The sequence below is a fragment of the Micromonospora sp. NPDC005291 genome (assembly GCF_040607415.1).
GTDB lineage: Bacteria > Actinomycetota > Actinomycetes > Mycobacteriales > Micromonosporaceae > Micromonospora.
Genome location: NZ_JBEXGR010000020.1, coordinates 16,665 through 29,219, shown reverse-complemented (window position 1 = coordinate 29,219; position 12,555 = coordinate 16,665). Strand labels below are relative to the sequence as shown.

Below are 12,555 nucleotides of genomic sequence, written 5' to 3'. Positions count from 1 at the left end.
TCCGGCTACCGCTCCGACTGGGCGGCGATCACCTCGCGGGCCAGCTGACGGTAGTTGCGCGCCCCGGAGGACGCCGGGTCCATCGTCGTGATGGGGGCACCGGCCACCGTGGACTCGGGGAACTTCACCGTCTTGGTGATGACCGTCTGGTAGACCTTGTCGCCGAACGCCTCCACCACCCGCTGGAGCACCTGCCGGCAGTGTGTGGTGCGGCTGTCGTACATGGTGGCGAGGATGCCCTCGAGCTCCAGGTCGAAGTTGAGCCGCTCGCGCACCTTGTCGATGGTGTCCAGCAGCAGCGCGACACCGCGCAGGCTGAAGAACTCGCATTCGAGTGGGATGAGCACGCCGTGCGCGACGGTCAACGCGTTGATCGCCAGCAGGCCGAGTGAGGGCTGGCAGTCGATCAGGATGTAGTCGTACTCCTTGCGGACCGTGCGCAGCACCCGGGCCAGGGCCATCTCCCGGGCCACCTCGTTGACGAGCTGGATCTCGGCGGCGGAGAGGTCGATGTTGGCCGGCAGTAGGTGCAGCCCCGCCACGTCCGTCTTGATGACGACGTCTTCGGCGGCGATGTCGTCCTGCATGAGCAGGTTGTAGATGGACAGGTCGAGGTTGTGCGGGTTGACCCCCAGCCCCACCGAGAGCGCGCCCTGCGGGTCGAAGTCGACCAGCAGCACCTTGCGGCCGTACTCAGCGAGCGCCGCGCCCAGGTTGATGGTGGTGGTGGTCTTGCCGACGCCACCCTTCTGGTTGGCCATCGCGATGATGCGCGCCGGGCCGTGCCGATCGGTGGGCATCGGCTCGGGAATGGGCTTGCGCATCGTGTAGGCAGCCGGGTCCGCAGGACCCAGGTCCGCGCCGAGCGTGGCCTGCTGCTCGCGGAGCTCCGACGTCCAGGTCTCGGCACGGTCACCGTTGCCAGCCATGTGCTCGTTGCCCCCTCCCGACGACCCACCCGGCGTCGGAGCCGTCCGACGTCCTTCGCGGCGCCGCTGCGCACCCCGGTCGTGTCGCCCCAGGAGGTCCGCGCCGATGCCGACTGTACGCCACCGACCAGCAGGGGGTTCGGCACCGGCCCGGCGTGTCGGAGCCGACCGTGACCGGTTCAGCCCCGGGCGCGCGGGTGGGCGGTGGCGTACACCTCGCGCAGCCGCTCGACGGTGACCAACGTGTACACCTGGGTGGTGGTCACCGATGCGTGGCCGAGTAACTCCTGGACCACCCGCACGTCGGCGCCGCCATCGAGCAGGTGGGTGGCGTACGAGTGGCGCAGGGTGTGCGGGGAGACGGCGGCGGTTCCGCTGACGGGCAGCCCCGCCCGGCCGGCGGCGCCGCGCAGGATGCCCCAGGCGCCTTGGCGCGACAGCGCGCCGCCGCGGGCGTTGAGGAAGACCGCCGGTGTGCCGCGGCCGGCGGCGGCCAGCCCGGGACGGGCCCGGACCAGGTAGGCCCGCACCGCGTCGACGGCGTACCCGCCGATCGGCACCAGCCGCACCCGGCCGCCCTTGCCGCGCAGCAGCACGGTGCCCTCGTCGGTGTCGAGGTCGTCCACGGCGGCGCCGACCGCTTCGGAGATCCGCGCGCCGGTGCCGTACAGAAACTCCAACAGCGCCCGGTCGCGTAGCGCGAGGGGCGCGTCGTCGCCGGTCGCGGTGATCGGGCCGGCGGTCTCCAGCAGCCGGATCACGTCGTCGACCGGTAGCGCCCGGGGCAGCCGGCGTGGCGGGGTGGGTGGGCGGACGTCGCGGCTGGGGTCGGCGCCGGCCAGTCCTTCGCGCAGCGCGAAGCGGTGCAGGCCGCGTACGGCGCTGGCCGCGCGGGCGGCCGACGAGACCGCCAGCGGCGGGTGTACGTCGTCGCCGGCGCGCAGCCGCGCCAGGTGCGACTCGACGAGGCCGGCGCCGACCGACGCGAGGTCGGCGACGCCGGCCTCGGCCAGGGTCGCGAGGTAGCGGTCCAGATCGCGGCGGTACGAGGTGAGCGTGTTCGCCGACAGGCCACGTTCGACGGTGAGGTGGTCGAGATAGCCGCGGACGGCACGGCGCAGGGCCGGCGTGGGCTGTTTGCCCACGCCGGCCGAGTCCGTGCTGCCGGTCAGCCTGCTACCGCTCAGGCCAGCGCGTCGGTCAGCGGGAGCACGTCCATGCCGTGCGCCTCGGCGACCGGACCGTAGGTGACCTGGCCGGCGTGGGTGTTCAGGCCCAACGCCAGTGCCGGGTCGCGGCGCAGCGCCTCGCGCCAGCCCTGGTTGGCCAGCTCCAGTGCGTACGGCAGGGTGACGTTGGTCAGCGCGTAGGTGCTGGTGTTCGGCACCGCGCCCGGCATGTTCGCGACGCAGTAGAAGGTCGACTCGTGCACCTTGTAGACCGGGTCGGCGTGGGTGGTGGGGTGCGAGTCCTCGAAGCATCCACCCTGGTCGATGGCGATGTCGACCAGCACGCTGCCCGGCTTCATCCGGGAGACCAGCTCGTTGGAGATCAGGGTCGGCGCCTTGGCGCCGGGCACCAGCACCGCGCCGATGACCAGGTCGGCGTCGAGCACGGCCCGTTCGACCTCGTACGCGTTGGAGGCGACGGTCTGCAGGTGGCCGCGGTAGATGGCGTCGGCCGAACGCAGCCGGGCGACGTTCTTGTCCAGCAGCAGCACCTCGGACTGCAGGCCCAGCGCGATGGCGGCGGCGTTCATGCCGGAGACGCCGGCGCCGATGACGACCGTCTTGGCCGCGTACACCCCGGAGACGCCGCCGGGCAGCACGCCGCGCCCGCCGCCGGTACGCATCATGTAGAAGGCGCCCACCTGCGGGGCGAGCCGGCCGGCGACCTCAGACATCGGGGCGAGCAGCGGCAACGAGCGGTCGGGCAGCTCGACGGTCTCGTACGCGATACCGGTGACCTTGCGGTCGATGAGCGCGTCGGTGCACTCCTTGGAGGCGGCCAGGTGCAGGTAGGTGAAGAGCACCTGCCCCTCGCGCATCCGGTGGTACTCCTCGGCGACCGGCTCCTTGACCTTGAGGACCAGCTCGGCGGTCTCCCACACCTCGTCGGCGGTGGCGAGGATCTTCGCGCCGGCGGCGGCGAACTCCTCGTCGGTGATGCTGGAGCCGACACCGGCGCCGGACTCGACGAAGACCTGGTGACCGCTGCGGGTGAACTCGTTGACGCCCGCTGGCGTGATCGCCACGCGGTACTCGTGGTTCTTGACCTCGCGTGGGATTCCGACCTTCACGATGCAGACACCTCTCTTCGGGGCTGCTCTCCCCCGACTGCTCGGTGCCGCAATGGCCCCATTGCCACCGCGGTTCACCGGTCCCGCCGGCGGCAGTCTAGGCGCGTCCGAACGCGCCGCGAGCCAGCACAGTGGCATCCGGTGCCCGGGTGTCCTGACGGAGTGTCAGGGCACCGACCGGGGCCGGCAGTGGGACCCCACCTCAGCCGTCAGGACAGTGTTCGCCACTATCGTCCCATCTGGCGGGCCCTCATGCTGACTGCGGCCGAGTGGATCACTACTGTGTCCGCCCATGACCACTCCTCAATATCAGCCCGGGTACGCCCCGGGTCAGTCCGACAAGAGCAAGGTCGTCGCGGGCATCCTCGGCATCCTGCTCGGCACCTTCGGTGCCGGTCGGTTCTACACCGGACACACCAAGATCGCTGTTCTCCAGCTCGTGGTCAGCCTCGTGACCTGCGGCGTCGGCGCCCTCTGGGGCCTCATCGACGGCATTCTGATCCTGGTCAACGGCGGCACGGACGCGCAGGGCCGGCCGCTGCGCGACTGACCCACCGCACCGAACGACCAAGGGGCCCCGCGGCACGCCGCGGGGCCCCTTCGCACGTACCCCTTCGAAGGGGTTGTGGCTCAGCGCGGCAGCGGCGCGTCCGCGCGGCGCAGCGTCGACCAGTCGGTGTCCCGGGAGCGGGCCGCGGCCAGCAGACCGGCCACCGCGGAGGCGTTGGTGATCTCGCCGGCCAGGACCATGCCGACCGCCTCGTCCAGGTCGATCCGGACGACCTGCAGATCGGCCTCCTCGTCGTGGCGCTCGTGGCGCTCATCGGCCGGCACCTCGGCGAGGTCCCGGGCGAGGTAGATCCGGACCAGCTCGTTGGTGAACCCGGGTGAGCTGTGCAGGTCGACCAGCACGTCGATCCGCTCGGCGGTGAGGTCGGCCTCCTCGGCCAGCTCCCGCAACGCGGCGGCCGGCAACTCCTCACCGGAAACGTCCATCAGCCCGGCCGGCAGCTCCCACAGGTGCCGCCCGACCGGATGCCGGTACTGCCGGATCAGCACCACCTGGCCGGCGTCGTCGAGCGCCACCACGGCCACCGCCCCGACGTGCCGGACGAGGTCGCGCAGCCCGGTCCCGCCACCCGGCATGGTCACCTCCTCGGTGACCACGTCGAAGATCCGCCCCCGGTAACGCTCCTCGCGGGAACGCACCTCGAAGCGGTGTTCACGATCGCTCACGACGCGGACGCCGCCTTCGTCGCGGCACCGTTACGGGCGGCCTTACGCGCCGTCGGGGCCTCCGTCGCCGCGTCCAGGTCGACCGGCAACTGGTCGGCCTGCGAGTACGCCACCGCAGCCTTCACGAACGAGGCGAACAGCGGATGCGGGCGGGTGGGGCGGCTCTTCAGCTCCGGGTGCGCCTGGGTGGCCACGAAGAACGGGTGCAGGCTCTGGTCCAGCTCGATGAACTCGACCAGCCGACCGTCCGGCGAGGTACCGGAGATGTGCAGGCCAGCCTTGGTCAACGCGTCCCGGTAGGCGTTGTTCACCTCGTAACGGTGCCGGTGCCGCTCGCTGATCTCGGTGCTGCCGTACGCCTGGGCGACGATCGAGCCCTCCGTCAGCGTCGCCGGGTACGCCCCCAGCCGCATGGTGCCACCCAGATCGCCCTTGCCGGCGACGATGTCCTCCTGGTCGGCCATCGTGGCGATGACCGGGTGCGCGGCCTGCTCGTCGAACTCCAACGAGTTGGCCCCGTCCAGGCCGGCCAGGTTGCGGGCCACCTCGATGGTCATGCACTGCAGACCGAGGCAGAGGCCGAGCAGCGGAATGCCGTTCTCGCGGGCGTACCGGGCGGTGCCGATCTTGCCCTCGATGCCGCGTACCCCGAATCCGCCGGGGATGAGGATGCCGTCCACGCCGGCCAGGGCAGCGGCGGCACCGGCCGGGGTGACGCACTCGTCGCTGGGCACCCAGCGCAACTGGACGCGGGCCCGGTGGCCGAAGCCGGCTGCCCGGATCGCCTCGCTCACCGACAGGTACGCGTCGGGCAGGTCGACGTACTTGCCGACCACCGCGACGGTGACCGTGTGCCGGGGCCGGTGCACCCGCTCCAGCAGGTCGTCCCAGCTGGTCCAGTCCACGTCCCGGAAGGAGAGGCCGAGCCGGCGCACCACGTACGCGTCGAGCCCTTCCCGGTGCAGCACCTTCGGAATGTCGTAGATGCTCGGGGCGTCCGGAGCGGCGACGACCGCCTCGGTGTCCACGTCGCAGTAGAGCGACAGCTTCTCCTTGAGCTTCACCGGGATCTCCCGGTCGCAGCGCAGCACGATCGCGTCCGGCTGGATACCGATGTTGCGCAGCTGCGCCACCGAGTGCTGCGTCGGCTTGGTCTTCAGCTCACCCGACGGCGCCAGGTACGGCACCAGCGAGACGTGCAGGTAGAAGCAGTTGTCCCGGCCCAGGTCGTGGCGGACCTGACGGATCGCCTCCAGGAACGGCAGCGACTCGATGTCGCCGACCGTGCCACCGACCTCGGTGATCACCACGTCGGGGACCTGGCCGTCCTCGTCCGGGTCGGCCATCGCCAGGATCCGCGACTTGATCTCGTTGGTGATGTGCGGGATGACCTGGACGGTGTCACCCAGATACTCGCCGCGCCGCTCCTTGGCGATCACATCGGAGTAGATCTGGCCGGTGGTGACGTTCGCCTTACCGGAGAGCGCCCGGTCCAGGAAGCGCTCGTAGTGCCCGACGTCGAGGTCGGTCTCGGCGCCGTCCTCGGTGACGAAGACCTCACCGTGCTGGAACGGGTTCATCGTCCCCGGGTCGACATTCAGGTAGGGGTCGAGCTTCTGCATCACCACACGCAGCCCGCGCGCGGTCAGCAGGTTGCCGAGGCTGGAGGCGGTGAGGCCCTTACCCAGCGAGGAGGCGACGCCCCCGGTGACGAAAATGTGCCTGGTCGTCCGTGCTGATGGGGCCAAGGCCTGCTCCCGTGTCGTCTGTCGCGGTCATGCAGACCGCCGTGCTTGATCAGCAGAGTGATCACGCGATCCACGGGATTTGACGGTAACACCTCCCGGGCGGGTACCCGCAGGCCGCACCCCAGGTGCGACACCACCGGGCCATCCCGACGACGCCCGGCGCTCAGGAAGCGGCAACCTCAGTCGATGACCGGGTGACCTGCCGGGGCGGTACGGCCACCGTCGGCGCGGCGTCCGGCGTCGACCCACCAGCGGTCGGCTCCCCCGGGTCCTCGGCGTCAGCGCAGCCGTCGGCCGGAGCAGGCGGGGGCGGCGCGACAGCCCCGAGCGCGCTCGCGCTCGGGGCGCTGATCGGGCGGGGATGGACCGCGCCCAGCGGCCCACCACCGCCGGTCGGGCCGTCACCCCCACCGGCCGGGCCGACCCCGCCGGATCCCGAATCGTCGTCAGCGCCGTCCCCACGGGAACGGCCCGGGACCGGCCGGGTGCGGTCGGCGGCATGCCGGAGCACCCGCAGCGACGCCAGAGCCGCCATCGGCACCACCAGCGCGGCGGCAGCGCCCGCCACGTCCAGCGCCGCGCCGTCGAGCACACCGCCGAGCATCGCGGCGACCACGGTGCCCGCCAACGCGGCCCGAACCGCCGGGTAGATGCCGAACAGCCGCATCAGCCCGCCCCACGGCTGCAACAGGCCGAACCACACCAGCAACCCACCAGCCAGCGCCACCACGGTCAGCGGGCTGTTGACCAACGTCTCGAAATTCTCCGTGCTCGACCGGTGCACGGTGAACCCACCCGTGCCGTCGCCGAGCGCGGAGAGGAACCGACCCAGACTGCCCCGCTCCGCCGCCGGACGGCGCAGGTCCACCACGGCGAACCCGATGCCGACCGCCAGGGCGGCCATGGTGGCCCAGGCCAGCCGGCTGACCGTCAGCCAGCCACCGGCGCTGATCACGGCGGCGACGCTGACCCCGGCGGTGAGCGCGATCGCACCGACCGGGTCGGCACCCAGGTACGGGCTGCCGACCACCACCACGGCGAGGCCACCCACGGCCACCATCACCGCCGGCCGCCAGCCGCGCTGCACCCGTTGGGCGAGCCACCCCCCGCTGAGCAACGCGCCGGCGAGGAACACCCCCAGGCCCACCGTGCTCAGCCCGGCGTACCGGCCACCCTGCAACGCCGAGTAGCCGACCACGCCGTTGAGCTGGAGGCGGGCCCCCGTGAGCACGTCCAACCCGACGACAAGTGTGGTGAGGCCGGCCACCGCGCCGACCGGGCCGAGGGTGCCCGCGTACCCGGGGGCGAACCGGACCGCCGCGGTGCCGGCGGCCACCAGCAGCGCGGTGACACCGGCGAAGATCCAGCCGGGGTGCTCGCTCCGCCACCAGGGCACCGCGTCGGCCAGCAACGCGGCCGGCACGGTCAACGCCGCCGCCACCAGCACCAACTCCACCACCGACACGACCCGCGCGGACACCGGCGTCGGCCCGCTCGGCCCGGCCTGCCGGCGTGCCCTGCGCAGCAGCGGCAGCACCGCGAGCGCCAGCAGCACCTGCACACCGGCGAGGAACGTGAAGAACCCGCCGGAGACGCCCCGCTGGGCGGCCGCCTCCCGGTCGGCGTCCGCCGGGGCGTTGATCGCGTCGGCCAGGTCGGCCGGACGGCCACCGGTGCGCATCGCCGGACGGCCGAGGAACAGTTGCTCCGGCATCGGCCGGCCCAGCGCCGCGAGGGCGGTCGGCGCGAGGTCGACCAGTTGCAGGTAACCGTCCCGGCCGGTGCTGGCCGAGGTGAGCCATCCCCGCTCCCAGCCCGGCCCGTCGGCGACCGCCACGTGCAGCCGCGACGGCTGGGCGGTGTCGGAGACCCCCGCGACCAGCACCAACGACCGCGGTGGCCGGGCGGCCAGCACCCGGGCCAGTTGGGCGTCCGCCGCTCGGGCCTCCTCGGCACGGGTCGCCGGGTCGGTCCCCTTGATCGTGCCGAGGTCGACGATGCTCAGCACGCACGAACCGAGCAGCACCCGGGGATCGGCCGGTAGCGCCGAGGCGTACCGGTCGACGCGGCCGAACGGGCGGGCGGCGGCCACCGCCGCACCCGGGCCCACGGCGACGGAACAGCGCACCGACTCCGACAGCGATCCGGGCACGGCGCCCCAGGGCAGCCGCTGCTGGTTGTACTGGACCACGCTCTCCTGGTCGGGCAGGTTCGCACCGATGCCGTCCGGTTGTTCGACGGCCACCCCTGCCGCAGGGCAGCCGCCGGCCGACCGGCTGCCGTTCCACGCCGCGAAACTGCCCGCGCCCAGGGTCAGCCAGCCGTCCACCGGGCAGGTGGGTCGGTGCGCGGAGCGCACCGACAGCGAACCGATCGACCCCTCCTCGGCCATCCGCCACAACGTCGGGGTGCTCTGCGGATCCACGTCCTCCCAGCGCAACCCGGCGACCCCAGCCAGCACCACGAAGTCGGCGGTGCGGTGCGGGGCACTCTGCGGTGGACGGGCGGCCAGCGCGGCGACGCCCAGCGACACCACGAGCACGGTCAACAGGGCGGGGGCGATTCGGCGCAGCATCACCGGTGTCCCGTTCTCGGGGCGTCGGAGTCCGGGGCCACCGGACCGGTGGGGTCCGCGGACAACTCGGCGTAGAGGGCGGCCAGCGCGGCGACGGTGTCGGTCTCGGTCGGCCACGTCGCCGCCCGTTCGACGCCGCGCCGGCCCAGCTCGGCCCGGGCCACCGGGTCGTCCAGCAGCGCGCGCACCGCCGCGTCGACCGCGTCCACGTCGCCGGCCGGCACCAGCGTGGCGGCGTCGCCGACCAGCTCCGGCAGCCCGCCGACCGCGGTCGCGACCAGCGGTACGCCGGCCCGCAGCGCCTCCTGAGCGAAGAGCTGCCTGGCCTCCCAGTCGCTGGTCACCACCGCCAGGTCGGCGCCGGCGAGCAGGTCGGCCACGTCGGTGCGATGCCCCAGCAGGGTCACCGGAGCGCGAGCCGCGGAGGTCCGGGCGGCCAGCGGCAGGTAGGCCGGCCCGCTGCCGGCGATCACCACGACCGGCGGCGGGGTACGCGTACGCCAGCGGGCCGCCGCGTCGATCAGCACGTCGTACCGCTTCTGCGGGTGCAGCCGACCAACCGAGACGATCAACGGCTGCTCCGGGCGGACCCCGAACTCGGCGCGTACCGCCGCCGGGCGTCGACGTGGCGCGGGCAGCGTCGGCGCGGCGACCGGGGCGAGCCGGGCGTCGGCGGCGCCCAGCGCGGCGGCCCGTTGCACCAGGTCCGTGGAGGCGCCGAGGGCCATCCGGGCACCCCGGGCCACCACCCGTTCGACGAGTCGGGACACCCCGCCGCGCAACCCGCCCGCGAGCACCGCGTTGTGCCAGGTGACGATCAGTGGGGCGGCGGGACGGGCCAGCACGGCGACCAACCCGGCACGCAGGCCGTGGGCGTGCACCACATCGACCCGGGCGGCGGTGAGCACCCGACGCAGGGCAAGCACCGCCCGGGCGTCGGCCGGAGTCGGGCTGGCCGGGATCTCCACCGGCTCGAAACGCGCACCGACACCGGTGAAGTCGAACTGCTCCTGGGTCGCCGCGGGCCCGCAGACCAGGACGGTGGCGCCGCCCGCGACGAGGCCACGTGCCACCGAGCGGACGTGCTGACCGACCCCGCCGGTGCTCGACGCGAGCACCAACGCGACGGTGCCCGACCAGCCGGCAGGCAGAGCTGGCTCACTCATCGGGTTGCCGTCCCCTTCCCGTCGCCCCGCTCCGACGTCGACGCGCCCGGCGTCGGCCCGTCGCCCCGGCCCCGTGGCCCCCGCCGGCCCAGACGCCGCAGCACTCCGGCGAGCAGTGGCTGTACGTCCCGCCGGTCGACGAACCAGACCACGGCGAGGAACACAACCCCGACAAGAACCCCGGACAGCATGCCCTGACCGAGTGCCGCCGCCATCGTCGGGGTGCCGCCGCCCGGCGTGTCGAGCCATTGGGTGAGGCCCAACCCGGCGAGCGCGGCGAGCACACCGGCGAGGCCACCGGCCGCCCCGGCCCGTGCCGCGCCGGCCAGTGCGGGACGGCCGGCGCTGCGCAGCACCGCCAGGAGCAGCAACGCTCCGAGCACCAGCATCCCCACCGAGTTGGCCGACGTCACCGCGAGCACCCGATCCCGCAACGGCAGCAGCACACCGAACAGCAGGGCGACGGGTGGCACCGCCAAAAAGCCGACGGCGGTGGCGACCGTCGCCGCCCGGGTCTCCCCCCTGGCGTAGAGCGCCCGGGTGAGTACCGCGAAGAGGCCGTAGCCGACCAGGCCCGGGGCGTACCCGATGATCGCGGCAGCGGCGGTCGAGGCGGTGGACTCGGGGAAGAAGAAGTGCCCGACCGGTCCAGCGGTCCCGATCAACGCGGCCGTGCCGAGGCAACTGAACAGGAGCACCCCGCGAACGGCCGGTGCCAGAGTCGCCCGGTAGGTGTCCTCGTCACCGGCGGCCCGCGCAGCCGCCAGAGTCGGGTAGGCCGCGATGGCCAGTGGCACCGCCAGCACCGCCCACGGCAGCAGGTAGACGGTCTGCGCCAGGTTGTAGACGCCGGGATTGGTCGCGGCGCCGTACGTGACCTGGTTCAGACTGACGATCAGGGCGATCTGCTGGGTAGTGACGGTGACCGCGCCGGCCACCGCCAACCCGCCGACCCGGGCCCGCGCGTCGGCGGGGAACCCGAACCCGGGCCGCAACCCCAGGTGTAGCTGGCGGACCGGGATCAGCAGGGACAACGACAGCACCACCACGCCGAGGGTGGTGCCAGCGGAGAGCAGCAACTCGCCACCAGGGCTCACCCCGCCGACGGTGGCGTAACGGCCCTGTGTCGCGGCGAACACCAGGTAGACGACGATGACGGTGAGACTGGACAGCAACGGAGCGAGGACCGGCCAGGCGAAGCGGCGGTGTGCCTGGAGCACGCCGGCGAGCACGATGCCGATCCCGTACAGCGGCAGTTGCGGTGCGAAGACCCGCAGCATCCGGACGCCGCTCTGCTGCTGGGCGGCGGTCAACCCGTCGCCGAGCAGCCCGATCACCGGCCCGGCGGCGAACACCACGAGCAGCGCGAGCGGGACCAGCAGAGCCAGCGTCCAGGTCAGCAGCGCGCCGGTGGTCCGGGCGACAGCCGTCCGATCGCCGGCCGCGACCGCACCGGCCAGCAGCGGTACGACCAGGCTGGCCAGCGCTCCCCCGGCGACGATCTCGAAGATGAAGTTCGGCACCGCGTTGGCCACCACGTAGGTGCCACCGAGGTCAGTGTGTCCCAGGCCCAAGGTGAACACGGCGGTACGGCCGAAGCCGGCGAGCCGGCTGAACACGGTGAGGACGGCGATGAGCGCGGCTGCCCCGGCCAGCCGGCCGGCGCCGGCGAGGGGTGCCGGTCTGGTCACGTCAGTCGGCGCGTCGGCCCAGTGCGTCGAGCTCGCGCAGCCCCGGGGTCCGCTGGATCACGGACGTGAAGCTGACCTTCTCGCTGGCGGCGGTGAGGCCGGCGAGCACGGCGAGCAGACCGGCCCGGCCGAGCGGGCCGGTACGGGCGGCGAGCGCGACGCCGAGCAGCGCCCCAAGCGCGTTCGCGCCGCTGTCGCCGAGCATCACGTCCTCAGCCAGGTCGTCGTGGAGCAGGCCGGCGGCGGCGCCCGCGGCGCCCGCGGCGATCCCGCCGTGCGGGCCACCGGTCAGCGGCGCGGCGAGCAGCAGCCCGGACTTGAGGGCACGGCCGGGCCGCAGGTCGAGCAGGTTGAGCAGGTTGGCCGTGCCGGCGATCACGCCGGCGCCGAGCAGCACGTCGACGCCCCGGCCGAACGCTCCGTGGCGCTGTCGGCGGGGGTGCGCGGCGACCCGGGGGTCGGCGGCGAGCAGCGCGGCGGCGCCCAGCCCGGCGGCGCCCACCCCGACGACCTTGACCAGGCCAGCGGTGACCCGTCCTTCGCGCAGCGCGGCGAGGTGACCGGCGAAGCCCTTGGCCGTCTTCTGCTCCGGCCGCGTGCCGACCACGTCGTCGTACAGCCCGACGCCACCGGCACCGAGGCCGGCGACCAGGGCGGCCCCGCCGGAGGCTCCGCTGGTGGCACCGAACGCTGCGGCGGCGGCCGCACCGGCGGCCAGCGCCGGCCCGGCGGCCAGGGTCACCGTCCGGCCGCGAAAGTTGGTGCGTTGCAACGAGGGCTCGGCCGGGGAGGTACGCACCTCGCGCAGCGCGTAGCGGGCCGCCGCGGCACCGGCGCCGGCGATCAGGAGCCGGCCCAGCGCTCTCACGCCGCCGCCTCGTCGGATCCGGACACGGGGGTACGTCGTTCGC

Annotated in this window: 10 protein-coding genes; 1 reads left to right on the top strand and 9 read right to left on the bottom strand. The window is 73.4% G+C overall.

Annotated features, from left to right (window positions below):
* Positions 1 to 5: 5 nt before the first annotated feature.
* From ABZT18_RS23970 to ald, 3 genes are all read right to left on the bottom strand, one after another.
* Positions 6 to 929 (bottom strand): ParA family protein, encoded by a 924-nt coding sequence (locus ABZT18_RS23970; protein ID WP_354997677.1) that lies wholly within the window; start codon positions 927 to 929, stop codon positions 6 to 8.
* A gap of 179 nt (positions 930 to 1,108) precedes the next feature.
* Positions 1,109 to 2,074, bottom strand: a complete 966-nt coding sequence (locus ABZT18_RS23965) for a site-specific tyrosine recombinase XerD (protein WP_354997676.1) — start codon at positions 2,072 to 2,074, stop codon at positions 1,109 to 1,111.
* Positions 2,075 to 2,112: 38 nt separating this feature from the next.
* Positions 2,113 to 3,228: an alanine dehydrogenase gene (ald, locus tag ABZT18_RS23960; RefSeq protein ID WP_355252522.1), complete on the bottom strand. Its 1,116-nt coding sequence runs from the start codon at positions 3,226 to 3,228 to the stop codon at positions 2,113 to 2,115.
* 292 nt (positions 3,229 to 3,520) lie between these two features.
* On the opposite strand from ald, the gene ABZT18_RS23955 reads away from it, so the two are divergent.
* Complete coding sequence (locus ABZT18_RS23955; protein ID WP_354997674.1) at positions 3,521 to 3,778, top strand: TM2 domain-containing protein; 258 nt, start codon at positions 3,521 to 3,523, stop codon at positions 3,776 to 3,778.
* Positions 3,779 to 3,858: 80 nt separating this feature from the next.
* On the opposite strand, the gene ABZT18_RS23950 is transcribed toward ABZT18_RS23955, so the two are convergent.
* The 6 genes from ABZT18_RS23950 to ABZT18_RS23925 all read right to left on the bottom strand — a co-directional run bounded on the left by ABZT18_RS23950 (position 3,859) and on the right by ABZT18_RS23925 (position 12,512).
* Positions 3,859 to 4,464 carry an NUDIX hydrolase gene (locus tag ABZT18_RS23950; RefSeq protein ID WP_354997673.1) on the bottom strand — a complete coding sequence of 202 codons (606 nt, stop codon included), beginning with the start codon at positions 4,462 to 4,464 and terminating at the stop codon, positions 3,859 to 3,861.
* Complete coding sequence (locus ABZT18_RS23945; protein WP_354997672.1) at positions 4,461 to 6,212, bottom strand: CTP synthase; 1,752 nt, start codon at positions 6,210 to 6,212, stop codon at positions 4,461 to 4,463. Before ABZT18_RS23945 ends, ABZT18_RS23950 begins: the two co-directional genes overlap by 4 nt.
* A gap of 163 nt (positions 6,213 to 6,375) precedes the next feature.
* Positions 6,376 to 8,787, bottom strand: coding sequence for a hypothetical protein (locus tag ABZT18_RS23940; RefSeq protein ID WP_355252536.1), 2,412 nt, complete (start codon positions 8,785 to 8,787; stop codon positions 6,376 to 6,378).
* Entirely contained in the window at positions 8,787 to 9,953 is a 1,167-nt protein-coding gene (locus ABZT18_RS23935; protein ID WP_355252519.1) for a glycosyltransferase family 4 protein, read from the bottom strand. The genes ABZT18_RS23940 and ABZT18_RS23935 overlap by 1 nt, the downstream gene beginning before the upstream one ends.
* Positions 9,950 to 11,644, bottom strand: coding sequence for a lipid II flippase MurJ (locus ABZT18_RS23930; RefSeq protein ID WP_355252516.1), 1,695 nt, complete (start codon positions 11,642 to 11,644; stop codon positions 9,950 to 9,952). Before ABZT18_RS23930 ends, ABZT18_RS23935 begins: the two co-directional genes overlap by 4 nt.
* Before the next feature lies 1 nt (position 11,645).
* Complete coding sequence (locus ABZT18_RS23925; RefSeq protein ID WP_354997668.1) at positions 11,646 to 12,512, bottom strand: hypothetical protein; 867 nt, start codon at positions 12,510 to 12,512, stop codon at positions 11,646 to 11,648.
* Between the last annotated feature and the right edge of the window lie 43 nt (positions 12,513 to 12,555).

What these genes read in the sequence shown, in the direction of transcription:
- ABZT18_RS23970 (WP_354997677.1), bottom strand. Translation starts at nt 929, where the DNA reads ATGGCTGGCAACGGTGACCGTGCCGAGACCTGGACGTCGGAGCTCCGC.
- ABZT18_RS23955 (WP_354997674.1), top strand. Translation starts at nt 3,521, where the DNA reads ATGACCACTCCTCAATATCAGCCCGGGTACGCCCCGGGTCAGTCCGAC.
- ABZT18_RS23940 (WP_355252536.1), bottom strand. Translation starts at nt 8,787, where the DNA reads ATGCTGCGCCGAATCGCCCCCGCCCTGTTGACCGTGCTCGTGGTGTCG.
- ABZT18_RS23935 (WP_355252519.1), bottom strand. Translation starts at nt 9,953, where the DNA reads ATGAGTGAGCCAGCTCTGCCTGCCGGCTGGTCGGGCACCGTCGCGTTG.